Genomic DNA, 25,978 nt, shown 5'->3' on the forward strand with positions numbered 1-25,978 from the left:
CGCCGGCTACTGCTCTTCCTTCGTGACCTTGGTGATCGACTGGGCGACCTGCCCGGGCGACTTCGACCCGGAGATGAGCGCGGCGACGCTGTCGTTGACCTCCTGGCCGACGGCGGGCGCGTACGCCTGGTCGAGGTAGAGCTGGAAGCCGGTGGCCTTCTTCAGCTGCTCCTGTACGGCCTTGATGTTGGGGTCGACTATGGCGCTCTCGGCCGCCGGGACCACGGGCAGGGTGCCGGTCTTCTTGACCAGTTCCAGGTCGGTGGCCTCGGACGCGAAGAACTTCAGGAAGTCGACGGCCTCCTGCGGGGCGCCCCGGCGCAGGGCGTGTCCGCCGCCGCCGCCGAACACCTCGGTGATGGCGCCCTTGCCGCCCTCGACCGCGGGGAACGGGAAGAACCCGAGGTCCTTGCCGAGGCCCTTGCCCGCGTCGGCCTGTACCACGGGCGCCCACTGGCCCATGAGTTCCATGGCCGCCCTGCCGTTGCCGACGGCGGCGGCCTGGCCGGTGGGGCTGCTGTAGGCGGCGCCGAGGAAACCCTTCTGGAACGGCTGGAGGCCGACGAGTTCCTCGAGGTGCTCGCCCGCCTCGACGAAGGGGGCGCCGGTGAAGTCCTTGTCGGCGTAGGCCTTCTCCAGCGCCCCGGCACCGGCGGTGCGCATCGCCAGGTAGGCCCAGTAGTACATGCCGGGCCACTTCTCCTTGCCGGCCAGCGCCAGGGGCGTGACACCGGCGGACTTCAGCTTGCGCACGGCGTCGAGGAAGCCGCTCCAGGTGGTCGGCGGCGCGCTGATGCCGGCCTTCGCGAAGAGCGCCTTGTTGTACCAGAAGCCGATCATGCCGATGTCGAACGGGATGCCGTAGACCCTGTCGTCGATCAGGTACGGCTCCTTGGCGACCGGGAGCAGGGCGTCGCCCCAGGGCTTGGTCCGGTCCGTGAGGTCCTCGACGAGTCCGGCGTCGACCTGCTGCTTGAGTACGCCGCCGCCCCAGGTGTGGAAGATGTCGGGGAGCTTCCCGGAGGAGGTGAGGGCCGTCATCTTCGACTTGAAGGCCTCGTTCTCCATCTGGACGATCTTTATCTTGACCTTGGGGTTCTGCGCCTCGAACTTCCGGGCGAGCGCGGCCCAGACGGTCTTGGCCGGCTCGGTGGTGGAGATGTTCCACCACTCGATCGTGGTCGTCCCCGACGACCCTCCGCCCGAGTCCCCGCCGCATGCGCTCAGTGTCGTCATTCCGAGACCGGCGGCGGCGGAGGCCGCCAGGAAGCCGCGGCGGGACAGTGCCGGGTCGCCCATCATGCGCTCCTCGAAAGTTTCGAATGAGATTCAGAAAGATGCGTTGCTGCCGCACCCTAGAGACAGGGGGTAAACAGTGGCAACCCCTTGTACACGGTGAATCTTTCCTCGACACGAGGACCTCGGAAGGGTGCCGAAACATTCGAGCAGCGAGACGAACCTTACGGATCCGACGGTCACGCTGGGTGCCCGCCCGCGAGCCGAACGATCGGCACCGCATCCCCACCGGGCAGAGCCCCCGTACGTGCCCCCAACTGGCGTTTTCAGTCGCAGGGCCACCCCGCACGCCAGTCTTAACGGAAGCTTGACGCACACAGCCCCCACATCCACCGGCCATGGCATCACGCTCCGCTTACGCTGATCTGGCCGTCCAGTGATGGCCGGAAACCGCACTGAGCCGCACATCGGGAGCACGTCGATGGCCACCACTGAGCACCCCGGACCGGGCGTCACGGAGCCCGCCCCACCCGGTCGCCTGCGCGCCTGGATGCTGCAGGGCCTGTCCGACATGGGCAAGGGCGGCGGCCACACCGGGCCCCACGCCGAACCGGAGCCCCCGCACCGGGGCCAGCCCTGGTGGCGGGTGATGTGCCTGACCGGCGTCGACTACTTCTCCACGCTCGGCTACCAGCCGGGCATCGCCGCCCTCGCCGCCGGCCTGCTCTCCCCCGTCGCGACCATCGTGCTGGTCGTCGTCACCCTGGCCGGCGCCCTGCCGGTGTACCGGCGTGTGGCCGAGGAGAGTCCCCACGGCGAGGGCTCGATCGCGATGCTGGAGCGGCTCCTGTCCTTCTGGCAGGGCAAGCTGTTCGTGCTGACCCTGCTGGGCTTCGCGGCCACCGACTTCCTCATCACCATCACGCTGTCGGCCGCCGACGCCTCCACCCACCTCGTGGAGAACCCGCATCTGACCGGCGTCCTGCACGACCGGCAGATGCTGATCACCCTCATCCTCGTCGCGCTGCTCGGGGCGGTCTTCCTCAAGGGCTTCCTGGAGGCGATCGGCGTCGCGGTCGCCCTGGTGGGCGCCTACCTCGCACTGAACGCGGTGGTGGTAGTCGTCGGGCTCTACCACGTCATCACCGCGGGCCACGTGATCACGGACTGGTCGAGCGCCCTCACCACCCAGCACGGCAACGTCTTCGTCATGCTCGGCGTCGCCCTGCTCGTCTTTCCGAAGCTGGCCCTCGGCCTGTCCGGGTTCGAGACCGGCGTCGCCGTGATGCCGCACGTCAAGGGCGACCCGGACGACACCGAGGCACGGCCGACCGGCCGCATCCGCGACACCAAGAAGCTGCTCACCACGGCCGCGCTGATCATGAGCGTCTTCCTGATCACGACCAGCTTCATCACCACACTCCTCATCCCCGAGAAGGAGTTCGAGGCGGGCGGCCAGGCGAACGGCCGCGCGCTGGCCTACCTGGCGCACGACTACCTGGGCAACACCTTCGGCACCGTCTACGACGTCTCGACCATCGCCATCCTGTGGTTCGCCGGCGCCTCCGCGATGGCCGGCCTGCTCAACCTGATGCCGCGGTACCTGCCCCGCTACGGCATGGCCCCGCACTGGGCCCGTGCCGTGCGCCCCATGGTCATCGTCTTCACGCTGATCGCCTTCCTGGTCACCTGGATCTTCGACGCCGACGTCAACGCCCAGGGCGGCGCCTACGCCACCGGTGTGCTGGTCCTCATCAGCTCCGCCGCGATCGCCGTGACCATCGCCGCCCGCAAGGCCCGGCAGCGGAACTGGACCATCGCCTTCGCGGTCATCTCCGCAGTGTTCCTCTACACGACCGTCGCCAACGTCATCGAGCGTCCGGACGGTGTGAAGATCGGCGCCTGCTTCATCGCCGGCATCATCCTGGTCTCCTTGCTGTCACGACTGGCCCGGGCGTTCGAACTCCGCGTCACCAGCGTCACCCTGGACGACTTGGCGGAACGCTTCGTCCGCGACATGGCCAGCCGCCGGTTGCGGTTCATCGCCAACGAGCCCGACCGGCGCGACATCGCGGAGTACCGCGACAAGATCGAGCAGATCCGGCACGACAACGACGTGCCCGGGCACGAGGACTTCGTCTTCGTCGAGGTGACGGTCACCGACCCGTCCGAGTTCGAGGCGGGCCTGACCGTACGCGGCGAGGTCCTCCACGGCCGCTACCGCGTCCTCACCCTGGAGTCCTCCTCCATTCCCAACGCCCTGGCCGCCCTGCTCCTGCACGTCCGCGACACGACCGGGCGCACCCCGCACATCTACTTCGAGTGGACCGAGGGCGGGCCCTTCGCCAACTTCCTGCGCTTCTTCCTGTTCGGCCAGGGCGAGGTCGCCCCGGTGACCCGCGAGGTCCTGCGCGAGGCGGAACCGGACCGGGAGCGGCGGCCGAGGGTGCACGTGGGCTGAGTCAGGCCGTCGCTCTGCGTCTGCCGAATCCCCTGCGGGGCGGACGCACCACGACCTGCCCGAAGTTGATCTCACCGGTGATCCGTACGCGCAGCACGACGGGAGCTTCGGCAGCCGGGCGCGCCTTGATCTTGGAGTAGTTCGTCACCAGCGCGTCGGTGTCCACCACGACCCCCGGCCGCGTCAGCAGCTTCAGGGCGCCCCCGCGCACGTCGAGGTCGATGTGCAGCGTGTCCTGCGTGATCACCGCGTCGGTGAAGTCGAGCGTCACCTCGCCCCACGCCGAACGGACCTCCAGCCGGCGCGGCACCACCCAGGCGTCGCCCCGGCGGGTCGAGGACCCCTCCTGCTCGATCCGCACGACGTCGTCGGCCTCGACGGCGCCCGGGGTCACGGCCTCGGGCAGATCCGCCGTCAGCACCGCCAGCTCGCCCACCGTACGGGCGGACAGCGCGGCCTCCACCCGCTCGTCGAGCTCCGCCATGGTCAGCCGGCCGTCCCCAGCGGCGACGCGCAGCACGTCCACGATCCGGTCCCGGTCCGCGTGCGAGGCCCTCACCTCGGGCGATCCACCGATCCTCGCCACCTCAGCCACCATCGACCCCACCCCGATCACACCATCCGATTCGACCTCTTACGCTATATCGCGTCATACGCCACAAGCAACCCCGCAACCGCCGTTCCCCTCCCCCGACCCCTATCGTGACCGGCATGCAGTCCTACACGATCGGCCAGGCAGCACGGCTGCTCGGCGTGAGCCCCGACACCGCCCGGCGCTGGGCGGACGCCGGCCGCCTCACCACCCACCGCGACGAGACCGGGCGGCGACTCGTCGACGGACGGGACCTGGCCGCGTTCTCCGTGGAAGTCGCCCGATCCGGCACCGCCGAGGAGGACACCCCGTACACGTCGGCGCGCAACGCCTTCCCCGGCATCGTCACCGCGATCAAGCTCGGCGACGTCGCCGCCCAGGTCGAGATCCAGGCCGGCCCGCACCGGCTCGTCTCCCTGCTCACCCGCGAGGCCGTGGAGGAACTGGGCCTGGAGGTCGGCATGGAGGCGACGGCCCGGGTGAAGTCGACGAACGTCCACATCGACCGCACCTGATCGGTCGTGGGTCCGCACATACACACTCATCACCTCCGTTGGCCTCGCTCATGCGATGCGACAGGAGACTTCTGCCTGGCGGATGCGTCATTATGATCGGCGTACGGGAAGGGCCCCGCGGGCTCTTCCTCCCGCACACAGAGGGAGTGGCCCCGAGATGACCCGTTCCGCGCACCCGACCTGCCGGATGCTTCAGGTCGCCGGTGTGTCCGCCGCCGCGCTGCTGACGCTGAGCGCCTGTTCCTCCTCCGCCACGGGTTCGGACAAGGGCTCCTCCTCGTCGAAGCTCTCCGGCACGGTCACCGTCTTCGCCGCCGCCTCGCTGGAGGAGAGCTTCGAGTCCCTGGGCAAGACCTTCGAGCAGCAGCACCCGGGCACCAAGGTCACGTTCAACTTCGGCGGCAGCGACACCCTCGCCGCCAGCATCACCGGCGGTGCCCCCGCCGACGTCTTCGCCGCCGCCAGCACCAAGACCATGGCGATCGTGACGGACAAGGGGGACGCGGCGGGCACGCCGGCCACCTTCGTCCGCAACCGGCTGGAGATCGCCACCCTGCCGGGCAACCCCGACAAGATCTCCTCCCTCAAGGACCTCAGCAAGCCCGGCCTGAAGGTCGTCCTGTGCGACCGGACCGTTCCCTGCGGCGCCGCCGCCCGGAAGGCCCTGGACGCAGGAGGCCTGAAGCTCACCCCCGTCTCCTACGAACAGGACGTCAAGAGCGCCCTGACCAAGGTCGAGCTGAAGGAGGCCGACGCGGCCGTCGTCTACCGGACCGATGTGCGCGCGGCGGGCGACAAGGTGACGGGCGTGGACTTCCCCGAGTCGGCCGAGGCCGTCAACGACTATCCGATCGCCCAGCTCAAGAACGCTCCCCACCCCGAGACGGCGAAGGCCTTCATCGCCCTGGTCCGATCCGCCGAGGGCCAGAGGGTGCTGTCCCGGGCCGGATTCCTCAAGCCGTGACCGACACAGTGGCGAGCCGTCCCCGCCGCGACCGCCACCGCGGCCGGTCCCGGGCGGCGCCCATCCCCCTGCTGGTGCCCGCCCTCATCGGCCTGGCGTTCCTGCTGCTGCCCCTGCTCGCCCTGCTCGTCCGGGCGCCCTGGCGCAGCCTCCCCGAACAGCTGACCAGCGCCGAGGTGTGGGAGGCGCTCCGGCTGTCCCTCGTCTGCGCCACGGCGGCCACAGCGCTGAGCCTGGTCGTCGGTGTGCCCCTGGCCTGGCTGCTGGCCCGCACACGCTTCCCGGGCCGCGGGTTCGTGCGCGCCCTGGTGACGCTGCCACTGGTGCTGCCGCCGGTCGTGGGCGGTGTGGCCCTGCTGCTCGCCTTCGGGCGCAACGGCGTGCTCGGGCAGTGGCTCGACTCCTGGTTCGGGATCACGCTGCCCTTCACCACCACGGGGGTGGTCCTCGCCGAGACCTTCGTGGCGATGCCGTTCCTCGTCATCAGCGTCGAGGGCACCCTGCGGGCCGCCGACCCGCGCTACGAGGAGGCCGCCACCACCCTGGGCGCCTCCCGCTTCACCGCGTTCCGCCGGGTCACCCTGCCGCTGATCGCGCCGGGCATCGCGGCCGGTGCGGTGCTGGCCTGGGCCCGGGCCCTGGGGGAGTTCGGCGCGACGATCACCTTCGCGGGCAACTTCCCGGGCCGTACGCAGACCATGCCCCTCGCGGTGTACCTCGCCCTCCAGAACGACCCGGCGGCGGCGATCGCCCTCAGCCTGGTGCTGCTGGCCGTGTCCATCGCCGTACTGGCGGCCCTGCGGGACCGCTGGATGACGGCGTCGTGATGCCGTGGCCCGGCCCCTGACCCCCTGGACGTGATCCCCATGACCGAGACGACCGACCTCGGCGCACCGCCCCCCGGTCGCCTTCCCGAAGGCCTCGACGCCCGTCTCGTCGTCGACCGGGGCGCGTTCCGCCTCGACATCACGCTCACCGCGGCGCCCGGCGAGGTCGTCGCCCTGCTCGGCCCCAACGGCGCCGGCAAGACCACGGCCCTGCGCGCCCTGTCGGGCCTGATCCCGCTCACGTCCGGCCATCTGCGTCTGGACGGCACCCGGCTGGACGGCACGGCACCCGAGTCCCGCCCGGTCGGTGTCGTCTTCCAGGACTATCTGCTCTTCCCGCATCTGACGGCCCTGGACAACGTCGCCTTCGGGCCGCGCTGCCGGGGCGCCGGGAAGGCCGAGGCCCGTGCCCAGGCCGCCGAGTGGCTCGACCGCATGGGCCTCGCCGACCACGCCGGGGCCAAGCCCCGCCGGCTGTCCGGTGGTCAGGCCCAGCGCGTGGCCCTGGCCCGTGCCCTGGCCACCCGGCCCCGGCTGCTGCTCCTGGACGAGCCGCTGGCCGCGCTCGACGCCCGTACCCGTCTGGAGGTGCGCGCCCAGCTCCGGCGCCACCTCGCCGCGTTCGAGGCCGTGGCCGTCCTCGTCACGCACGACCCACTGGACGCCATGGTGCTGGCCGACCGCCTGGTCGTCGTCGAGGACGGCCGGGTCGTCCAGGAGGGCACGCCTTCCGACATCGCCCGCCATCCCCGCACCGACTACATCGCCCGGCTCGTCGGCCTCAACCTCTACAAGGGGCGGGCCGAGGGCCACACGGTCCGGCTGGACGCGGGTCCGGACATCACGACCACGGAGGAACTGTCCGGCCCGGTCTTCGTGGCGTTCCCGCCCGGCGCGGTGACGCTGCACCGGGACCGCCCGACCGGCTCCAGCGCCCGGAACCTCTGGCACTGCGAGGTCGCCGGCCTGGAGACGCACGGCGACCAGATCCGCGCCGACCTCACCGGTGAGCTGCCCCTGACCGCCGACCTCACCACGGTCGCCGCCGCCGAACTCGATCTGCACCCCGGGGCACCGGTGTGGGCGGCGGTCAAGGCGACGCAGACACACGCATACCCGGCATAGGGGACGCACCGGGCTACCGTGCCCCCATGAGCCTGAGCATCCGCAACCAGCTCCCCGGCGTCGTCACGGCCGTCACGCCCGGCGAGGTCATGGCGACGTCAGGGTCCGCCTCGCCGGCGGCCAGGACCTCACCGCGGCGATCACCCGCGAGGCCGCCGAGGAACTCCGCCTCGCGCCGGGCACCGCTGTACGGGCCCTGGTGAAGTCGACGGAGATCGCGCTGGCCACCGCCCCCGTCGAGGGCCTGTCCATCCGCAACCGGCTCCCGGGCACGGTCCAGGACGTCTCGACCGGCGACGCGATGGCCTCCGTCCGCGTCACCGTCGAGGACGGCGCGCTGACCGCCGCGATCACCAAGGACGCGGCGGACGACCTCTCCCTGTCCCCCGGCACCCCCGTCGTCGCCCTGATCAAGTCGACCGAGGTAGCACTCACCGCCCCATGACGGGAGGGGCCCCGCACGGCGGAGCCCCTTCACGGACCGGCGCTCGGAGGATCAGTCCTCGTACGCGTCCAGCGGCGGGCAGGAGCAGACCAGGTTCCGGTCGCCGAACGCCTGGTCGATGCGGCGCACCGGCGGCCAGTACTTGTCGGCCGCCGCGACCCCGGCCGGGAAGACGGCCTCCTCACGGCTGTAGGCGTGCTCCCACTCCCCGGCGAGCGCGCCGGCGGTGTGCGGCGCGCCCCGCAGCGGGTTGTCGTCCGCGGGCCACTCGCCCGAGCCGACCTTCTCGATCTCGGCGCGGATGGCGATCATCGCCTCGCAGAACCGGTCCAGCTCGGTCAGGTCCTCCGACTCGGTCGGCTCGATCATCAGCGTCCCGGCCACCGGGAACGACATCGTCGGCGCGTGGAAGCCGTAGTCGATCAGCCGCTTGGCCACGTCGTCGACGCTCACACCGGTCGCCTTGGTCAACGGCCGCAGGTCGATGATGCACTCGTGCGCGACGAGCCCGCCCGGGCCGGTGTACAGCACCGGGTAGTGCGGCTCCAGGCGCTTGGCGATGTAGTTGGCGCTGAGCACCGCCACCTGCGTGGCCCGCCTCAGCCCCTCGCCGCCCATGAGCCGGACGTAGGCCCAGGAGATCGGCAGGATCCCGGCGGAGCCCCAGGGCGCCGCGGAGATGGGCCCGACGCCCGTCTCCGGCCCGGCCTCGGGCTGCAGCGGGTGGTTCGGCAGGTAGGGCGCGAGGTGCTCGCGCACCGCGACCGGACCGACGCCGGGGCCGCCGCCGCCGTGCGGGATGCAGAAGGTCTTGTGCAGGTTCAGGTGCGAGACGTCCCCGCCGAAGTGCCCGGGCTTGGCGAGCCCCACGAGCGCGTTGAGGTTGGCCCCGTCCACGTAGACCCGACCGCCCGCCTCGTGCACCTGCGCGCAGATCTCGGAGACGTGCTCCTCGAACACGCCGTGCGTCGACGGGTACGTGATCATCAGGACCGCCAGCTCGTCGCGGTACTGCTCGATCTTCGCCCGCAGGTCCTCGACGTCGATCTCGCCGTCCTCGGCGGTCTTCACGACGACGACCTTCATGCCCGCCATGACCGCGCTCGCGGCGTTGGTGCCGTGCGCGGACGACGGGATCAGGCACACGGTGCGCTGCTCGTCACCGTTGGCCCGGTGGTACCCGCGTACGGCGAGCAGACCGGCCAGCTCGCCCTGCGACCCGGCGTTCGGCTGGAGAGAGACCTTGTCGTACCCGGTGACCTCGGCGAGCCGGTCCTCCAGCTCGTGGATGAGCGTGAGGTAGCCCTGGGCCTGCTCGGCGGGCGCGAAGGGGTGCAGCTGCCCGAACTCGGGCCAGGTGACCGGCTCCATCTCGGTGGTCGCGTTGAGCTTCATGGTGCAGGAGCCGAGCGGGATCATGCCGCGGTCGAGCGCGTAGTCCCGGTCGGCCAGCCGGCGCAGATAGCGCAGCATGGCGGTCTCGGAGCGGTGCTGGTGGAAGACCGGGTGCGTCAGGTAGTCGTCGGTGCGCAGCAGACCGGCCGGAAGCCCGTCCTCCGCGGCGGCGTCCAGGGCCTCGATGACGCCCTCGACACCGAAGGCGGCCCACACGGCCCGCAGCTGTGCCCGCGTGGTGGTCTCGTCGCAGGCGATCGAGACGTGGTCGGCGTCGACGATGCGCAGGTTGACCCCGTTGTCCCGCGCGGCGGCCACGACCTCGGCGGCCCGGCCCGCGACGCGCACGGTCAGGGTGTCGAAGTAGGAGCCGTGCACGACCTCGACGCCGCCGTTCGCGAGCCCGGCGGCGAGGACCGTGGCGTACCGGTGGGTGCGCCGGGCGATGCCCTTCAGGCCCTCCGGCCCGTGGTAGACGGCGTACATGCCGGCCATGACGGCGAGCAGCACCTGCGCCGTGCAGATGTTGCTGGTCGCCTTCTCCCGGCGGATGTGCTGCTCGCGGGTCTGCAGCGCCAGCCGGTAGGCCTTGTTCCCGTCGGCGTCCACGGACACGCCGACCAGCCGCCCGGGCAGGCTGCGCGCCATCTTCTCCTGGACGGCCATGTAGCCGGCGTGCGGCCCGCCGAAGCCCATCGGCACACCGAAGCGCTGGGTCGTCCCGACCGCGATGTCCGCGCCCAGCTCCCCGGGCGACTTCAGCAGCGTCAGCGCGAGCAGGTCGGCGGCGACGGTGACGAGCGCCCCGAGTTCGTGCGCCTGGTCGATGACCGGCTTGATGTCCCGTACGGCACCGGAGGCGCCCGGGTACTGGATCAGCACGCCGTTGATCTCGCGCTCGGCGACCTCCGCCGGGATGCCCTCGCTGAGGTCGGCGACGACGACCTCGACGCCGGTCGGCTCGGCCCGGGTCTGGATCACGGCGATGGTCTGCGGCAGCGCGTCCGCGTCGACCAGGAACAGGCCCTTCTTGTTCTTGCCCATCCGGCGCGACAGCGCCATGGCCTCGGCGGCCGCGGTGCCCTCGTCCAGCAGGGAGGCACCGGAGGTCGGCAGTCCGGTCAGGTCGGCGACCATGGTCTGGAAGTTGAGCAGCGCCTCCAGCCGCCCCTGCGAGATCTCCGGCTGGTACGGCGTGTAGGCCGTGTACCAGGCCGGGTTCTCCATGACGTTGCGCAGGATGACCGGCGGGGTGAACGTGCCGTAGTAGCCGAGCCCGATCATGGAACCGAGGACCTGGTTGCGGTCGGCGAGGGAGCGCAGCTCGGCGATCACCTCGGCCTCACTGCGCGCACTCGGCAGATCGAGGGCCTCGGTGCTCTTGATCACGGCCGGGACGGCAGCGGCCGTCAGCTCGTCCAGCGAGCCGTAGCCGACCTGCGCGAGCATCTTGGCGCAGGCCTCGTGGTCGGGGCCGATGTGGCGCTGCTCGAAGGGGACTGCCTCTTCGAGCTCGGAGAGCGGAATGCGGTGGGCGGTCATTTGCGGAGGCCTCCTGGTCACACGACCTTCGAGGGGCACCACGGCGCGGGTACCCGGACGGCCTCCCCCTCTGTCATCTCAACCTGAGAGCTTCACCGGATCGCCCGAAGGCCTCCGGCTTTCACCGTCGGTGAGAGCGGAAGCCGTCGACACCCGCTCTGCTTTCCAGAGTGACCTCGTCCGTGCGGTACGTGGGCCTGAGAGATTCCGGGGAGGATTTGCTCCTTCGGCGCCTCCGGTGGTGTCCGGAGGACTCTCCCGCACGGGGTCAACAGCCGCTGCCAGCGTACCAGCGAGGTCAACGCACGAACCTTCGAGTGGCCACCTCTCCGATTGTGCCGTTTTGTTGTGCTTACGGATGAGTTGCGACCATGTGGAGGGCCCGTGCGAACCGATATCGATCCGCGCAACCTGATCGGCCGCAAGGCATTCGACCGCAACGGAACCAGGATCGGCACGATCGACGAGGTCTACCTCGACGACGCCACCGGCGAGCCGGAGTGGGCGGCCATACGGACCGGCCTGTTCAGCAGGGACGCGTTCGTCCCCCTGGAGCCCAGCGAACTGATCGACGGCGCCCTCCACGTCCCCTTCGACCGCGCCCTGATCAAGGACGCCCCCGACTTCGGCGTCGGCCGCCACCTCTCCCCGGAGCAGGAACTCCAGCTCTACCACCACTACGGTCTCGACATCGCCGCTCCTCCCCCGCTCCCGGACCACAACTTCGGCAAACTGGCGGGCACGGACGAGCCGACGTCCTGAACCCCTGCCCACGCGGCCGACTGCCGACCCCACGCACTACGCATCCCCAGAACCGGCCACCCCACAGGCCTCACCACCGCCGCCACCCTCAGCCGAAGAAGAAGAAGAAGCGGAACCGACCGGGGAAGCGGAACCGACGCCATCACTCCCTTCGGGTCTTCGTAACACCAGAGGCAACGGCTCCGCCGGCTCCAGATCAGGGTCGTCCACCCGGAAGGTCCGCACCCGCCCGGGCGCCGAGCCGGGCGTCTCGAAGCGCACGGTGACCCGCCCCAGACCGCTGCCCTGCACCCACCCGTGCCCGAACTCGGCGTGCCGCACATCGTGCCCGGCGGGCCAGCGCCGCTCGGCGAGCTCCGGCTGCTCCTCGGCCTGCGCCGCGGCGTGCTCCTCCACCGGCCCCTCCGCGACGGCCCGCTCCTCCGCCGCCTGCGCGAAGAGGTCTTCCTGCGTGTAGTCGGCGAGCCCGCTGACGCCGACCCCGAGCAGCCGCACCCCGCCCGTCGTGTCGACCGAGTCCAGCAGCCGGGCGGCCGCCTCACGTATCACCGCGGGATCGTCCGTCGGCCCGCGCAGCGTCTCGGAGCGGGTGAGCGTCGAGAAGTCGTACCGCCGCACCTTCAGCACGATGGTCCGCCCGGACAGCCCGGCCCCGCGCAGCCGCCGCACGCACCGGTCGGCGAGCCGCTGCACCTCCAGCCCGACCCGCACCCGGTCGTGGATGTCCACGTCGTACGTGTCCTCGACCGACACCGACTTCGTCTCCCGCTCCGCCACCACGGGCCGGTCGTCCCTCGCCAGCGCCATCGCGTAGAGGCCGTGCCCGTGCGCCTTCCCGAGCAGCCGGACGAGTTCGTCCTCGCCCGCCTCGACGATCTCCTCGACCGTGGTGATCCCGGCCCGCCGAAGGTGGTCGCCCGTCGCCGGCCCCACCCCCGGCAGCGTCCGCACCGACATCGGCCCGAGCATGGCCCGCTCGGTCCCCGGCTCGATCACCACCAGTCCGTCGGGCTTGGCCTGCTCCGAGGCGATCTTCGCGAGCATCTTGGAGGCGGCGAGCCCCACCGACCCCGTGAGCCCCGTGACGGCCCGGATGTCGGCGCGCAGCTGCACCCCGACCAGGCGCGCCGACTGCTCGTCCCAGGCCGCTCCCCCGGCCTCCAGGTCCACGAACGCCTCGTCGAGGCTCAACGGCTCCACGAGCGGCGACAGCGCCCGCAGCAGCTCCATGACCCGCTCGCTGATCGCCTTGTAGAACCCGAAGCGCGGCACGAGATACGCCGCATTGGGCGCGAGCCGCCTGGCCTGCCCCATGGGCATCGCCGAATGCACCCCGAAGACCCGCGCCTCGTACGACGCCGTGGCCACCACACCCCGGGGCCCGAGGCCGCCCACGACCACGGCCTTCCCGCGCAGACTCGGCTTGGACGCCTGCTCCACCGAGGCGAAGAAGGCATCCATGTCGAGATGCAGGATCGTGGGCGCGGTTCTCACATCTCCGATGCTGCCCTACGCCACTGACAACGGCCCCGGCGACCACTCGGACCGCTCGGTCCGCGCCGGACGAAAGCGCTTGCCGCGCGGCGCGGAAACGTCCCGCCTACTGCGGCCGCACACTGCCCAGGGCTCAGACAGCCCGGTTCCGCCGTCGCGCCAGCTCGTCCGCCGGGTTGGGCCCGACCAGCGTCTCGCCGGTGTCGATCCGCTCCCCGTGCAGCTGGGACAGGGCGCTCTCGACGTCCCGCCACACCACGCCCACGGCGATCCCGAAGACGCCCTGGCCCCCTTGGAGCAGGGCGTGGACTTCGTCCGGCGAGGTGCACTCGTACACCGTCGCGCCGTCGCTCATCAGCGTCATCCGCTCCAGGTCGCGGAAACCGCGTTCTCTCAGGTGCTGGACGGCTGTGCGGATGTTCTGCAGCGACACCCCGGTGTCGAGGAACCGCTTGACGATCTTCAGGACGACGACGTCCCGGAAGCTGTACAGCCGCTGAGTCCCGGACCCGTAAGCGGGGCGCACACTCGGCTCGACGAGACCCGTACGGGCCCAGTAATCCAGCTGCCGGTACGTGATACCGGCGGCGGCGCACGCCGTGGGACCTCGATAGCCGATCTGCTCGGACGCCATGGACGTCGTCCCTCCGCTGCTCGGCACGGCCGTCGGTCGCTGCGGAGCATGATCGGCCGCGCCGCCGGGCTGGGAGTATCCCCCGCTCGAGCGGAGCCGAGAGCCGGGGGGAGGGTACGGACCGCTCGCCCTGAGACTGCGCTCGGGGCCGCCCCCAACCGTACCGTCGCCGCTGCTTCTCACGCCGACCTCCGTCCTTGACCTGCCTTCTCGACGGTAGGCAGTCACCAGGGGTGCGTCAACGATCGCCACACTCGCCACGCCGAGTGATAATCACCCTAGGAGTGGTTTCCCGTGCCCCACCGCGGGGAAAGGCTAGCCGAATGCGTTCGGCATGGGCCGTGTGACGCTCTCACTCGCCACCGGCACATGCGGGCATTTCACCCGGACAACGCGGCGGGCGGCCCCGCCGCGGACCACATCGTCCGCCGGGCCGCCCACACACCTCACTGACCGCTGCTGCTCCCGACCCGCCCGGCACTTACCGGACGGGGTCACTGGCTGCTGCTGCCGAAGTCCTCCGGGGAGATCTGGTCGAGGAACTCGCGGAACTTCTCCACCTCGTCCTCCTGCTCGTCCGGGATCGCGATTCCGGCGTCGTCGAGCACTGTGTCGCTGCCGTAGATCGGCGTCCCGGTGCGCAGGGCGAGCGCTATGGCGTCGGACGGGCGGGCACTCACCTCGACGCCACTGGCGAAGACCAGCTCCGCGTAGAAGACGCCCTCACGCAGGTCCGTGATGCGCACCTCCGTGAGCTCCTGACCGACAGCCTCCAGCACGTCCTTGAAGAGGTCGTGGGTCAGCGGCCGCGCGGGAGCCATGCCCTGCTGGGCGAAGGCGATCGCCGTCGCCTCCCCCGGTCCGATCCAAATGGGGAGGTATCGGTCGCCTCCCACTTCACGCAGCAGCACGATCGGTTGGTTGGAGGGCATTTCGACCCGGACACCTACGACATCGAGCTCGTTCACACAGCAACCCTAGGCCGTGCTCGGGACGTTTGGGTAGTCGGGCCGGGATCGGGCGGCTGATCCGGCCCCCGCGAGGCCGGCCGCCTCATGGCAGCCGCACCCCGAGCGCGGTCTGCACGAGCGCCGCGTGCAGCTTCACGGTGAGCCCCGCGAGTTCCTTCGCACGGGCTTCGGCATGAGCCCTGGTCTGCGGGTTCCGGTGCCGCCTCAGCGGGGCCACGACCTGGTCCACGAGCCCGGCCTCACGGTCGGCGGCGGCCTTCATCACCCGCAGGTGCCGCGGCTCGATCCCGAACCGCCCCAGTTCGGCGACGAGCGAGGCCACCGTGACCGCCTCGGCGTCGTACGCCCCGTCCTCCAGTGGAGTGACGAGCCCGTACGACTCCCACTCCCTGAGCTCCTCCTCCTCGACCCCGGCCGCGGCGAGCAGCTCGGCACGCCCGATCCTGGCGGCCGTGGGCCCCTCGGCCGGTTCGGGCACGGCGTCGCCGTCCCGCTGACGGCCCAGCGCCGGCAGAGGTACGGCCTCACCGCGTTCCACGGCCTCCAGGTGCTCCCGGATCACCTTCAGGGGCAGATAGTGGTCCCGCTGCATCCTCAGGACGTGACCGAGGCGCTCGACGTCGTGGGCGCTGAACTTGCGGTACCCCGAGGGGGTCCGCTGCGGCTCGATGAGCCCCTCCGACTCCAGGAAGCGGATCTTGGAGATGGTGACTTCGGGAAACTCGTCGCGCAGCACGTTCAGCACCGTGCCGATGCTCATCAGCCCACTGTCCGTGGCGGCGGCGCCGTGCCCGGCACCGCCGCTCGGTGTTCGAAGCATGGACCTTCCCTGACGGATGGACCTTCGCTGGGGGTCGCCCCGGAACGCGTCCGGGTCAGTAGCCCCGCTGGCTGGCGTAGAAGACCAGCCGGTACTTGCCGATCTGCACCTCGTCACCGTTGTTCAGGGCAACCTGGTCGATCCGCTCGCGGTTCACGTACGTGCCGTTCAGGCTGCCCACGTCGGCCACCGTGAACGAGCCGTCCTGGCCGCGGCGGAACTCCACGTGCCGCCGGGAGACCGTCACGTCGTCCAGGAAGATGTCGCTCTGCGGGTGACGGCCGGCCGTGGTCAGATCGCCGTCCAGCAGGAAGCGGCTGCCCGAGTTCGGCCCGCGACGCACGACCAGGAGCGCGGAGCCCAGGGGCAGCGCGTCGACGGCCGCCTGCGCCTCGGGGGACAGCGTCGGCATCGGCGTCTGGCCGGTGGTCTCACTGTCGTAGGCCTCGAGGCCGGAGATGGAGATCGTGGACGTCGTCTCGGACGGACGCTCGGCCGCCGCCCCGGCCCGCAGCGGCGCGCCGCAGTTCGAGCAGAAGCGGCTGTTCTCCGCGTTGCGGTTACCGCACCTCGTACACACCAGGGCCGACATCGGATCCTCCTGCCGCGGCTGCCCACCAGGAGCATTGGACGCATACGGGTCGGAGAACCCTCCACCCGCACCTGAGGCTGACGGTTGGCCGAAACCTATGCCGCCGGGCTGCGCAGGGTCAACCGACGGCGCGCCCTGACCTCCGGAAATGTCCCCGCCCGGGCCACCGACCTGGTCACGGAAGAGCGGCCGCTGGCCTTCCGCGTCAGGCTGTGCGCGATGACGAGCGGTGGCGTTGTCGCTGCCCTCTCGCGCGCTCTTGCCGAACAACTTCGCAAACAACTTCACGGGCGATTCCCCTTGACCGAAACAGACCCGCCCGTGGGGCAGGACGAACCCTGACTGAACACTCTGACCGACCCGGACATCCTGACAACGTCCGTCTGCACCAGACAGTTTCCACCACGCACCACCCATTCGGTGCGCCGACCCCCCGCAACCTCATGCCCTTGCCGGACGCCGCCCATGCACCCCCGGTTCACTGCGAGGACGACCGAGCGTAGTCAGGCCGCTTCGCCGCTCGCAAGGCGTCCACGACGATCTTGGTCGACCGCTCGATCGTGGCGGTGGCCTGTTCCTTCTCGAGAGTCTGCACCACGCCTCCGGGGATGTTGAGCGCCGGCTCGAGGTCCTGCGGCTTGCCGATGACCTTGAAACGATAGGGCGCGGTGATCTTGTTCCCGTCGACGCTCACACCGTTGCCCGAGTCCGTCAGATAGGTGCCGGCGACGACCCGCACGCCGTTCACCTGGATCGCCTCCGCGCCCGCCGCGCGCAGCTCCTGGATCGCGTCGAGCAGCATGTCCGCCTCGACCGTCCCCTTCGTGTCCTCGATGGTCATGGTGATGCCGGGACCCTGCGCGGCCACGGTGCCCGCGAGGATGCCGAGTTGCCTCTCCTTCTCGATCGTCTGCTTCCGGGCCTCCTCGGCCTGGTCCGAGCTGTTCTCCAGCTCGTCGCGCTGCTTCTCGAGACCTTGCTTCTCGTCTTCAAGACGCTGTGTGCGGTCATCCAGTTCATCGAGGATCCGGACGAGATCTTCCTGCCGCGCACCGCGCAGGGCACTGTCGCTGTCGCTGTTCGAGGCCACCTGCACGGCCAGCCCGAACCCGAGACCGAACAGCAGCACCGCGACGATGAGTTGGGCCCGTGACAGACGCGGCGGCCACAGCCCCTGCACCAGCCGCTGCCGACCGCTCAGCCGCGGCTCTGGATCCTCCGCCTCCGGTTCAGGCCCCGGGTCGGGCTCCGGGGCGTCCTGGGCGGTGGGGACCGACGCGGGCGCGGACACCTCCTGGAGCAGTTCCTTGCGCAGCCCGTTCCCGGATTCGCCGCGCTCCTCGCGCTGCTCATCGCGCGTGTCGCCGTGCTCCTCGGCGCGCTTGCCGTCGTGCTCGCTCATCGGCCTCACGCCCGGAACACGTGCCGGCGGATCGCCGCGGCGTTGGAGAAGATCCGGATGCCGAGGACGACCACCACACCGGTCGACAGCTGGGCGCCCACGCCCAGCTTGTCACCCAGGAACACGATCAGCGCGGCCACCACGACGTTCGACAGGAACGACACCACGAAGACCTTGTCGTCGAAGATCCCGTCGAGCATGGCCCGCAGTCCGCCGAAGACGGCGTCGAGCGCCGCCACGACAGCGATCGGCAGATAAGGCTCGACCACCGCCGGAACCTCAGGCCGGACCAACAGGCCGGCCACGACTCCCACGACGAGGCCCAGTACGGCGATCACGATGTGCCCTTCTCGCTCTTCTCAGTGCTCGGCTGTGCTGTACGTACGATCACACTCGGTGCGGCAGGCAGCCGGAGGTCGTCCTCCGCGGAGATGGCTGTCCTGATGCCGTAGCTCTCCTGCAGCGCGTTGAGATACAACCCGTCGGCGCTGTTCTGGAACCGAGTGCTCAGCCGCTGCCCGTCCCCCACCGCGAGCACCGTGTACGGCGGCACCAGCGGCTTGTTGTCGACCAGTATCGCGTCTCCCGCGGCCCTGATCGCGGACAGCGCCGTCAGCCGCTGCCCGTTGATGGAGATCGCCTCGGCGCCCGACTCCCACAGCCCGTTGACCACGCGCTGCATGTCCCGGTCCCGCACGCGTCCGGTGTCGGAGAAGCCGGAGTTCTCACGGGCATCACCGTCACCTCCCGCGGCCGCTTCCTTGGCGTCGTTCACCACGAGCTTCACGCCGGGACCGTGCACCGCCACGGCACCCGACAGGATGCCCACCAGCTCCGACCGGGCACTGCCGCCGCTGTGCTTCAGCGCCTCGCGCTGCCGCGCGCTCACGTCCTCGCGCAGCTTGTCGACGGAGTCCTCCAGCTTGTCCGCCGCCTCGGTCTCCCGGTCGATGCGGTCGACCAGTTCCTCCCGCTCCTTGGCGACGACCGGAGCGGCGACCCGCGCCTGTGCCGCCCCGACGGTCACGACGAGGGCCGCGAGCACCAGGCCGGCCGCGAGCCCCAGCTTCGCCCGGAGGGTCTTCGGCATGCCGGCGTCGCCCGCGGCCCTCTTCCGAGCGGCGGCCTCGGCGTATCCGTCGTCGAGGCTGTGGTCCATGACGTTGGTGATCAACGACATGGACGCATCCGGGCGCCGGGGCCGCGTGGGTGTGCTCCGAATGGGGGGTTGCTGCGGCATGCCGCACATCGTCGCACGTCGCGGCCACTACCTCCGAACGGCCCCACCGGCGTGCCGGACAGGCCCCGTTGGGGACACTTGTCCGGCACGCACGCGTGCAGCCCGTCCTACCGGCCGGCGCTGTCCACGACCGCCGACCACTCGTCGAGCAGGGCCTGCGCGGAGGCGTCGTCCGGCCCCTCGGCCCACAGGTGGGTCACAGCCTCCGCCGGGTCCGGCAGCACCATCACCCAGCGCCCGTCGGTCTCCACCACACGCACGCCGTCCGTGGTGTCCACGAAGCGATCTCCGGCCGCTTCGACGACCCGCCGCATCACCAGGCCCTTGACGGCCCACGGCGTCGCCAGATCCCGCTTCAGGACGTGCGCCCGCGGGATCCTCGCGTCGATCTGGCTGAGCGTGAGCTGCGTCCGCGCCACGAGCCCGATGAGCCGTACGAAAGCCGCGGTGGCGTCGTACACGCTGCTGAACTCGGGGACGATGAAACCGCCCTTGCCGTCGCCGCCGAAGATCGTCCCTTCCTCACCGCCCACGCGCGTGAGGTCGTCGGGAGAGGTGGTCGTCCACTCGACCTGGGTCCCGTGGTACGCCGCCACCTGCTCGGCGATCCGGGTCGTGGTCACCGGAAGCGCGACCCTCCCGCTGCGCCGCTCGGCGGCGACGAGGTCCAGCATGACGAGCAGCGCGCGGTCGTCCTCGATGATGCGCCCCTTCTCGTCGACGAGCGACAGTCGCTCACCGACGGGGTCGAATCGCACACCGAACGCGGCGCCCGAGGACGCCACAATCTCCCCGAGCCGCACCATGCCCGACCGCCGCATGTCGGCCGTCTCGGTGGGCCTGGACTCGTCCAGGCCGGGATTGATCGTCAGTGAGTCGACCCCGAGCTTCCCGAGCAGACTCGGCAGCACGAGACCGGCACTTCCGTTGGACGCGTCCACGACGACCTTCAGCCCGGAGTCCGCGATCCCGGTCGTGTCGACGTTCCGCAGCAGCGACCCGGTGTACGAGTCGAAGACGCTGGCGGGGAAGTGCAGGTCACCGATCTCCCCGGGGAAGGCACGCCGGTACTCCTGCCGCGCGAAGACCCGGTCCAGCTTCCGCTGGCTGCCCTGGGACAGGTCGGCGCCCTGGCCGTCGAAGAACATGATGTCGACGGAGTCCGGCACCCCGGGCGTCGTCCGGATCATGATCCCGCCGGCACTGCCCCGCGCGGTCTGCTGCCGCGCCACGGGCAGCGGCACGTTCTCCAGGTCCCGTACGTCGATGGCACTGGCCTGCAGCGCGGAGATCACCGCCCGCTTCAGCGCTCGGGCACCGCGCGAGTGGTCCCGGGCCGTCGTGACGGTCGAGCCCTTCTTGAGGGTCGTCGCGTACGCACCGGCAAGTCGCACCGCCAGTTCCGGCGTGATCTCCACGTTGAGGATTCCGGAGACACCGCGGGCACCGAAGAGGTGCGCCTGTCCCCTGGATTCCCAGATCACCGAGGTGTTGACGAAGGCGCCGGCCTCGATGGTCTTGAAGGGGTAGACCCGCACATTGCCCTGGACGATCGATTCTTCACCGATCAGGCACTCATCACCGATGACCGCCCCGTCCTCGATCCGCGCCGCGCGCATGATGTCGGTGTTCTTTCCGACCACGCAGCCGCGCAGATTACTGTGCGGCCCCACGTACACGTTGTCGTGAACAACGGCCTTGTGCAGGAAAGCGCCGCTCTTGACGACCACGTTGGAGCCCACGACGGTGTGCTCACGGATTTCGGCGCCGGCCTCGACCTTGGCGTAGTCACCGATATAGACGGGACCCCGGAGAACGGCGTCGGGGTGCACCTCGGCGCCTTCCGCGACCCACACTCCCGGAGAGATCTCGAAGCCGTCGATGTCGACGTCGACCTTGCCCTCCAGGACGTCGGCCTGCGCCTTCACATAGCTCTCGTGGGTGCCGACGTCCTCCCAGTACCCCTCGGCGACATAGCCGTAGATCGGCTTGCCTTCCTTCATCAACTGCGGGAAGACATCGCCGGACCAGTCGACGGGCACATCGGGCTCGACGTAGTCGAAGACCTCGGGCTCCATCACGTAGATGCCGGTGTTCACCGTGTCGGAGAAGACCTGGCCCCAGGTGGGCTTCTCGAGGAAGCGCTCCACCTTGCCTTCCTCGTCGACAATGGTGATGCCGAATTCCAGCGGATTGGGCACACGCGTCAGACAGACCGTGACCAGCGCGCCCTTTTCCTTGTGGAAATTGATCAGCTCTGTGAGGTCGAAGTCCGTCAGAGCATCGCCGGAGATGACAAGGAAGGCATCGTCCTTCAACGCCTCTTCGGCGTTCTTGACGCTTCCGGCGGTACCGAGTGGCTTCTCCTCATTGGCATAGGTGAGCTCCATACCGAGCTCTTCGCCGTCACCGAAGTAGTTCTTGACGAGCGAGGCCAGGAACTGGACAGTCACGACTGTTTCGTTGAGCCCATGCCTTTTGAGCAGCCTCAGAACGTGCTCCATGATCGGGCGGTTGGCCACAGGCAGGAGCGGCTTGGGCATGCTTGAGGTCATGGGGCGAAGGCGCGTGCCTTCGCCTCCGGCCATCACGACGGCCTTCATGTCGGAAGCGTCCTCCTCTAAGAGACGACGGTCTAGCCGACTTCACCCGCGAGGATTGTCCCGCACTTTTCGACCACGGGCCATCGCACCGCGCTGGGCGGGTCAATCCGCGAGTTCAATCGGCCATGGAGTCCGCACGGACCAGGCGGCGGACTTGTACCACGTAGAGGACTCCTGCCCACCAGTACAGCGTTGTACCCCATCCGGCGAACGCCCATCCGAAAATAGCAGCCAGTGACGAGATCCAACCACTTCCGTCGCTGAGCAGGAGCAAGGGGAAGGCATACATCAAGTTGAAGGTGGCGGCCTTGCCCAGGAAGTTCACCTGGGGCGGCGGATAGCCATGCCGGCGGAGGATGCCCACCATCACCAGCAGGACCAGCTCTCGCGCCAGAAGTACGGCGGTCAACCACAGGGGCAGAATCTCGCGCCAAGTGAGACCGACCAATGTCGAGAGAATGTAGAGCCGGTCCGCTGCGGGATCAAGAAGCCGGCCGAGGCTGCTGATCTGGTTCCAGCGCCGCGCGAGCTTGCCGTCCAGGTAGTCACTGACCCCGCTCAGGGCCAGCACCAGGAGGGCCCAGCCGTCACTCTTGGGTCCACCGAACTCGGGCCGCAAAATCAGCCACAGGAAGAGCGGCACACCGACGAGCCGCGCCATGCTGAGGATGTTCGGGATGGTGAGCACACGGTCCGTCTGGACGCGAGTCTCCTGAACCTCCACCCGGGGGCCTCCTGTGGGAAACGTACCAACGATGCCCCCTGACCTTACCTCAACACAAAAAAGCTCTGGCTCTCGGGCTGAGTACCCAAGAGCCAGAGCTCTAAAAGGAGTTCGGCGGCGTCCTACTCTCCCACAGGGTCCCCCCTGCAGTACCATCGGCGCTGTAAGGCTTAGCTTCCGGGTTCGGAATGTAACCGGGCGTTTCCCCTACGCTATAACCACCGAAACACTATGAAACTGTCAGCCGCACCACATGTGGCATGTGGGGCTGTTCGTGGTTTCAGAACCAACACAGTGGACGCGAGCAACTGAGGACAAGCCCTCGGCCTATTAGTACCGGTCAACTCCACACGTTACCGTGCTTCCATATCCGGCCTATCAACCCAGTCGTCTACTGGGAGCCTTACCCTCTCCAGGAGGTGGGAGTCCTCATCTCGAAGCAGGCTTCCCGCTTAGATGCTTTCAGCGGTTATCCCTCCCGAACGTAGCCAACCAGCCATGCCCTTGGCAGAACAACTGGCACACCAGAGGTTCGTCCGTCCCGGTCCTCTCGTACTAGGGACAGCCCTTCTCAAGACTCCTACGCGCACAGCGGATAGGGACCGAACTGTCTCACGACGTTCTAAACCCAGCTCGCGTACCGCTTTAATGGGCGAACAGCCCAACCCTTGGGACCGACTCCAGCCCCAGGATGCGACGAGCCGACATCGAGGTGCCAAACCATCCCGTCGATATGGACTCTTGGGGAAGATCAGCCTGTTATCCCCGGGGTACCTTTTATCCGTTGAGCGACGGCGCTTCCACAAGCCACCGCCGGATCACTAGTCCCGACTTTCGTCCCTGCTCGACCCGTCGGTCTCACAGTCAAGCTCCCTTGTGCACTTACACTCAACACCTGATTGCCAACCAGGCTGAGGGAACCTTTGGGCGCCTCCGTTACCCTTTAGGAGGCAACCGCCCCAGTTAAACTACCCATCAGACACTGTCCCTGATCCGGATCACGGACCCAGGTTAGACATCCAGCACGACCAGACTGGTATTTCAACGACGACTCCACACTAACTGGCGTTAGCGCTTCACAGTCTCCCAGCTATCCTACACAAGCCGAACCGAACACCAATATCAAACTGTAGTAAAGGTCCCGGGGTCTTTCCGTCCTGCTGCGCGAAACGAGCATCTTTACTCGTAGTGCAATTTCACCGGGCCTATGGTTGAGACAGTCGAGAAGTCGTTACGCCATTCGTGCAGGTCGGAACTTACCCGACAAGGAATTTCGCTACCTTAGGATGGTTATAGTTACCACCGCCGTTTACTGGCGCTTAAGTTCTCAGCTTCGCCCAGACGAATCTGAGCTAACCGGTCCCCTTAACGTTCCAGCACCGGGCAGGCGTCAGTCCGTATACATCGCCTTACGGCTTCGCACGGACCTGTGTTTTTAGTAAACAGTCGCTTCTCGCTGGTCTCTGCGGCCACCCCCAGCTCAGGGCGCAAAGCCCGTCACCGGATGTGGCCCCCCTTCTCCCGAAGTTACGGGGGCATTTTGCCGAGTTCCTTAACCATAGTTCACCCGAACGCCTCGGTATTCTCTACCTGACCACCTGAGTCGGTTTAGGGTACGGGCCGCCATGAAACTCGCTAGAGGCTTTTCTCGACAGCATAGGATCATCCACTTCACCACAATCGGCTCGGCATCAGGTCTCAGACTATTGCCAGGCGGATTTGCCTACCTGACGTCCTATACCCTTACCCCGGACAACCACCGCCCGGGCTGGATTACCTTCCGTCACCCCATCACTCACTCCATTAACTGCTTGGTTCGGCGGTTCCACCACTCCGGATCACTCCCCGAAGGGATCACCGGCGGCTTTACGGCTTAGTATCACGATGCTCGATGTTTGACGCTTCACAGCGGGTACCGGAATATCAACCGGTTATCCATCGACTACGCCTGTCGGCCTCGCCTTAGGTCCCGACTTACCCTGGGCAGATCAGCTTGACCCAGGAACCCTTAGTCAATCGGCGCACACGTTTCTCACGTGTGAATCGCTACTCATGCCTGCATTCTCACTCGTCAACCGTCCACAACTCGCTTACACGGCTGCTTCACCCGGCAGACGACGCTCCCCTACCCATCCATACACCCGTTGGGGGTATATATCGCAATGACACGACTTCGGCGGTACGCTTGAGCCCCGCTACATTGTCGGCGCGGAATCACTAGACCAGTGAGCTATTACGCACTCTTTCAAGGGTGGCTGCTTCTAAGCCAACCTCCTGGTTGTCTCTGCGACTCCACATCCTTTCCCACTTAGCGTACGCTTAGGGGCCTTAGTCGATGCTCTGGGCTGTTTCCCTCTCGACCATGGAGCTTATCCCCCACAGTCTCACTGCCGCGCTCTCACTTACCGGCATTCGGAGTTTGGCTAAGGTCAGTAACCCGGTAGGGCCCATCGCCTATCCAGTGCTCTACCTCCGGCAAGAAACACACGACGCTGCACCTAAATGCATTTCGGGGAGAACCAGCTATCACGGAGTTTGATTGGCCTTTCACCCCTAACCACAGGTCATCCCCCAGGTTTTCAACCCTGGTGGGTTCGGTCCTCCACGAAGTCTTACCTCCGCTTCAACCTGCCCATGGCTAGATCACTCCGCTTCGGGTCTTGAGCGTGCTACTCCAACGCCCTATTCGGACTCGCTTTCGCTACGGCTTCCCCACACGGGTTAACCTCGCAACACACCGCAAACTCGCAGGCTCATTCTTCAAAAGGCACGCAGTCACGAGAACAAGGCAAGCCTTGTTCCGACGCTCCCACGGCTTGTAGGCACACGGTTTCAGGTACTATTTCACTCCCCTCCCGGGGTACTTTTCACCATTCCCTCACGGTACTATCCGCTATCGGTCACCAGGGAATATTTAGGCTTAGCGGGTGGTCCCGCCAGATTCACACGGGATTTCTCGGGCCCCGTGCTACTTGGGTGTCTCTCAAACGAGCCGCTGACGTTTCGACTACGGGGGTCTTACCCTCTACGCCGGACCTTTCGCATGTCCTTCGCCTACATCAACGGTTTCTGACTCGTCTCATGGCCGGCAGACCATGAAAGAGAGATCCCACAACCCCGTATACGCAACCCCTGCCGGGTCTCACACGCATACGGTTTGGCCTCATCCAGTTTCGCTCGCCACTACTCCCGGAATCACGGTTGTTTTCTCTTCCTGCGGGTACTGAGATGTTTCACTTCCCCGCGTTCCCTCCACACTGCCTATGTGTTCAGCAGCGGGTGACAGCCCATGACGACTGCCGGGTTTCCCCATTCGGACACCCCCGGATCAAAGCTCGGTTGACAGCTCCCCGGGGCCTATCGCGGCCTCCCACGTCCTTCATCGGTTCCTGGTGCCAAGGCATCCACCGTGCGCCCTTAAAAACTTGGCCACAGATGCTCGCGTCCACTGTGCAGTTCTCAAACAACGACCAGCCACCCGTCACACACCAACTTCGTCAGTGCTTTACCGGGGCCGGCGCTGAGGAAAGTTCATTCCCTCAGACACCCAACAGCGTGCCCGACACGATCAGTTGACCAGATCAGCGTTCCACGCCCCGAAGGGCAGTACTAGCGCCTGATCCATCCTGGACCG

The 25,978-nt window shown here is 68.2% G+C and carries 19 protein-coding genes, 2 rRNA genes, 1 pseudogene and 1 riboswitch; of the genes and pseudogenes, 7 read left to right on the top strand and 15 right to left on the bottom strand.

The genetic code is table 11. The annotated features are described in order from the left end of the window. Window positions 1-6: 6 nt before the first annotated feature. A complete protein-coding gene (locus C1703_RS05435) occupies window positions 7-1,299 on the bottom strand; it encodes an extracellular solute-binding protein (RefSeq protein WP_114250817.1) in 1,293 nt (430 codons plus the stop codon). A gap of 418 nt (window positions 1,300-1,717) precedes the next feature. Between C1703_RS05435 and C1703_RS05440 the strand changes: the two genes are divergently transcribed. Beyond that, a complete protein-coding gene (locus tag C1703_RS05440; RefSeq protein WP_114250818.1) occupies window positions 1,718-3,697 on the top strand; it encodes an APC family permease in 1,980 nt (659 codons plus the stop codon). A 1-nt stretch (window position 3,698) separates the two neighbouring features. Here C1703_RS05440 and C1703_RS05445 read toward each other — a convergent pair whose 3' ends face one another. Next, complete coding sequence (locus C1703_RS05445) at window positions 3,699-4,295, bottom strand: DUF1707 domain-containing protein (protein ID WP_114250819.1); 597 nt, start codon at window positions 4,293-4,295, stop codon at window positions 3,699-3,701. Window positions 4,296-4,408: 113 nt separating this feature from the next. On the opposite strand from C1703_RS05445, the gene C1703_RS05450 reads away from it, so the two are divergent. The 5 genes and pseudogenes from C1703_RS05450 (at window position 4,409) to C1703_RS05470 (ending at window position 8,165) form a co-directional block, all read left to right on the top strand. Beyond that, window positions 4,409-4,804, top strand: coding sequence for a helix-turn-helix transcriptional regulator (locus tag C1703_RS05450; RefSeq protein WP_114250820.1), 396 nt, complete (start codon window positions 4,409-4,411; stop codon window positions 4,802-4,804). A gap of 157 nt (window positions 4,805-4,961) precedes the next feature. After that, window positions 4,962-5,768, top strand: a complete 807-nt coding sequence (modA, locus tag C1703_RS05455; RefSeq protein WP_114250821.1) for a molybdate ABC transporter substrate-binding protein — start codon at window positions 4,962-4,964, stop codon at window positions 5,766-5,768. Window positions 5,769-5,776: 8 nt separating this feature from the next. After that, on the top strand, window positions 5,777-6,595 hold the full coding sequence (locus C1703_RS05460) for an ABC transporter permease (protein WP_198678406.1): 819 nt from the start codon (window positions 5,777-5,779) through the stop codon (window positions 6,593-6,595). 39 nt (window positions 6,596-6,634) lie between these two features. After that, window positions 6,635-7,720 (top strand): ABC transporter ATP-binding protein, encoded by a 1,086-nt coding sequence (locus C1703_RS05465; protein WP_114250822.1) that lies wholly within the window; start codon window positions 6,635-6,637, stop codon window positions 7,718-7,720. A gap of 26 nt (window positions 7,721-7,746) precedes the next feature. Then, a pseudogene (locus tag C1703_RS05470) lies at window positions 7,747-8,165 on the top strand (TOBE domain-containing protein). A 51-nt stretch (window positions 8,166-8,216) separates the two neighbouring features. On the opposite strand, the gene gcvP reads toward C1703_RS05470, so the two are convergent. Continuing rightward, on the bottom strand, window positions 8,217-11,102 hold the full coding sequence (gene gcvP, locus C1703_RS05475; protein ID WP_114250823.1) for an aminomethyl-transferring glycine dehydrogenase: 2,886 nt from the start codon (window positions 11,100-11,102) through the stop codon (window positions 8,217-8,219). 175 nt (window positions 11,103-11,277) lie between these two features. After that, a riboswitch (glycine riboswitch) is annotated at window positions 11,278-11,373 on the bottom strand. Window positions 11,374-11,486: 113 nt separating this feature from the next. Between gcvP and C1703_RS05480 the strand changes: the two genes are divergently transcribed. Continuing rightward, window positions 11,487-11,864 (top strand): PRC-barrel domain-containing protein, encoded by a 378-nt coding sequence (locus C1703_RS05480; protein WP_198678096.1) that lies wholly within the window; start codon window positions 11,487-11,489, stop codon window positions 11,862-11,864. A 36-nt stretch (window positions 11,865-11,900) separates the two neighbouring features. Here the strand turns inward: C1703_RS05480 and C1703_RS05485 are convergent, their stop codons facing one another. The 12 genes from C1703_RS05485 to C1703_RS05540 form a co-directional block, all read right to left on the bottom strand. Continuing rightward, window positions 11,901-13,358: a DNA polymerase IV gene (locus C1703_RS05485; protein WP_114250825.1), complete on the bottom strand. Its 1,458-nt coding sequence runs from the start codon at window positions 13,356-13,358 to the stop codon at window positions 11,901-11,903. A gap of 133 nt (window positions 13,359-13,491) precedes the next feature. Further along, the gene (locus tag C1703_RS05490) at window positions 13,492-14,175 is read right to left on the bottom strand and encodes a MerR family transcriptional regulator (protein ID WP_114250826.1); all 684 of its coding nucleotides are present in this window, start codon (window positions 14,173-14,175) and stop codon (window positions 13,492-13,494) included. A 311-nt stretch (window positions 14,176-14,486) separates the two neighbouring features. Next, entirely contained in the window at window positions 14,487-14,960 is a 474-nt protein-coding gene (locus C1703_RS05495) for a bifunctional nuclease family protein (RefSeq protein ID WP_003988851.1), read from the bottom strand. Between the two features lie 85 nt (window positions 14,961-15,045). Next, window positions 15,046-15,783, bottom strand: coding sequence for a MerR family transcriptional regulator (locus C1703_RS05500; RefSeq protein WP_114250827.1), 738 nt, complete (start codon window positions 15,781-15,783; stop codon window positions 15,046-15,048). A gap of 55 nt (window positions 15,784-15,838) precedes the next feature. After that, on the bottom strand, window positions 15,839-16,792 hold the full coding sequence (locus C1703_RS05505) for an FHA domain-containing protein (RefSeq protein WP_114250828.1): 954 nt from the start codon (window positions 16,790-16,792) through the stop codon (window positions 15,839-15,841). Window positions 16,793-16,853: 61 nt separating this feature from the next. Then, the gene (locus C1703_RS05510) at window positions 16,854-17,777 is read right to left on the bottom strand and encodes a DUF881 domain-containing protein (RefSeq protein ID WP_232840416.1); all 924 of its coding nucleotides are present in this window, start codon (window positions 17,775-17,777) and stop codon (window positions 16,854-16,856) included. A gap of 5 nt (window positions 17,778-17,782) precedes the next feature. Beyond that, on the bottom strand, window positions 17,783-18,115 hold the full coding sequence (locus C1703_RS05515; RefSeq protein WP_003988855.1) for a small basic family protein: 333 nt from the start codon (window positions 18,113-18,115) through the stop codon (window positions 17,783-17,785). Next, window positions 18,112-19,026, bottom strand: a complete 915-nt coding sequence (locus C1703_RS05520; protein ID WP_114250829.1) for a DUF881 domain-containing protein — start codon at window positions 19,024-19,026, stop codon at window positions 18,112-18,114. Before C1703_RS05520 ends, C1703_RS05515 begins: the two co-directional genes overlap by 4 nt. A 98-nt stretch (window positions 19,027-19,124) precedes the next feature. Continuing rightward, entirely contained in the window at window positions 19,125-21,620 is a 2,496-nt protein-coding gene (locus C1703_RS05525) for a mannose-1-phosphate guanyltransferase (protein WP_114250830.1), read from the bottom strand. 115 nt (window positions 21,621-21,735) lie between these two features. Next, window positions 21,736-22,344 (bottom strand): CDP-alcohol phosphatidyltransferase family protein, encoded by a 609-nt coding sequence (locus C1703_RS05530; protein ID WP_114250831.1) that lies wholly within the window; start codon window positions 22,342-22,344, stop codon window positions 21,736-21,738. 109 nt (window positions 22,345-22,453) lie between these two features. Beyond that, window positions 22,454-22,570, bottom strand: a 5S ribosomal RNA gene (gene rrf, locus C1703_RS05535). 84 nt (window positions 22,571-22,654) lie between these two features. Beyond that, a 23S ribosomal RNA gene (locus C1703_RS05540) occupies window positions 22,655-25,775 on the bottom strand. Window positions 25,776-25,978 lie beyond the last annotated feature (203 nt).

Source organism: Streptomyces sp. Go-475, from assembly GCF_003330845.1.
Lineage (GTDB): Bacteria > Actinomycetota > Actinomycetes > Streptomycetales > Streptomycetaceae > Streptomyces.

What these genes read in the sequence shown, in the direction of transcription:
- C1703_RS05500 (WP_114250827.1), bottom strand. Translation starts at nt 15,783, where the DNA reads ATGCTTCGAACACCGAGCGGCGGTGCCGGGCACGGCGCCGCCGCCACG.
- C1703_RS05505 (WP_114250828.1), bottom strand. Translation starts at nt 16,792, where the DNA reads ATGGGTGGTGCGTGGTGGAAACTGTCTGGTGCAGACGGACGTTGTCAG.
- C1703_RS05445 (WP_114250819.1), bottom strand. Translation starts at nt 4,295, where the DNA reads ATGGTGGCTGAGGTGGCGAGGATCGGTGGATCGCCCGAGGTGAGGGCC.
- C1703_RS05520 (WP_114250829.1), bottom strand. Translation starts at nt 19,026, where the DNA reads ATGTGCGGCATGCCGCAGCAACCCCCCATTCGGAGCACACCCACGCGG.
- C1703_RS05465 (WP_114250822.1), top strand. Translation starts at nt 6,635, where the DNA reads ATGACCGAGACGACCGACCTCGGCGCACCGCCCCCCGGTCGCCTTCCC.
- C1703_RS05525 (WP_114250830.1), bottom strand. Translation starts at nt 21,620, where the DNA reads ATGAAGGCCGTCGTGATGGCCGGAGGCGAAGGCACGCGCCTTCGCCCC.
- C1703_RS05440 (WP_114250818.1), top strand. Translation starts at nt 1,718, where the DNA reads ATGGCCACCACTGAGCACCCCGGACCGGGCGTCACGGAGCCCGCCCCA.
- gcvP (WP_114250823.1), bottom strand. Translation starts at nt 11,102, where the DNA reads ATGACCGCCCACCGCATTCCGCTCTCCGAGCTCGAAGAGGCAGTCCCC.
- modA (WP_114250821.1), top strand. Translation starts at nt 4,962, where the DNA reads ATGACCCGTTCCGCGCACCCGACCTGCCGGATGCTTCAGGTCGCCGGT.
- C1703_RS05510 (WP_232840416.1), bottom strand. Translation starts at nt 17,777, where the DNA reads ATGAGCGAGCACGACGGCAAGCGCGCCGAGGAGCACGGCGACACGCGC.
- C1703_RS05450 (WP_114250820.1), top strand. Translation starts at nt 4,409, where the DNA reads ATGCAGTCCTACACGATCGGCCAGGCAGCACGGCTGCTCGGCGTGAGC.
- C1703_RS05435 (WP_114250817.1), bottom strand. Translation starts at nt 1,299, where the DNA reads ATGGGCGACCCGGCACTGTCCCGCCGCGGCTTCCTGGCGGCCTCCGCC.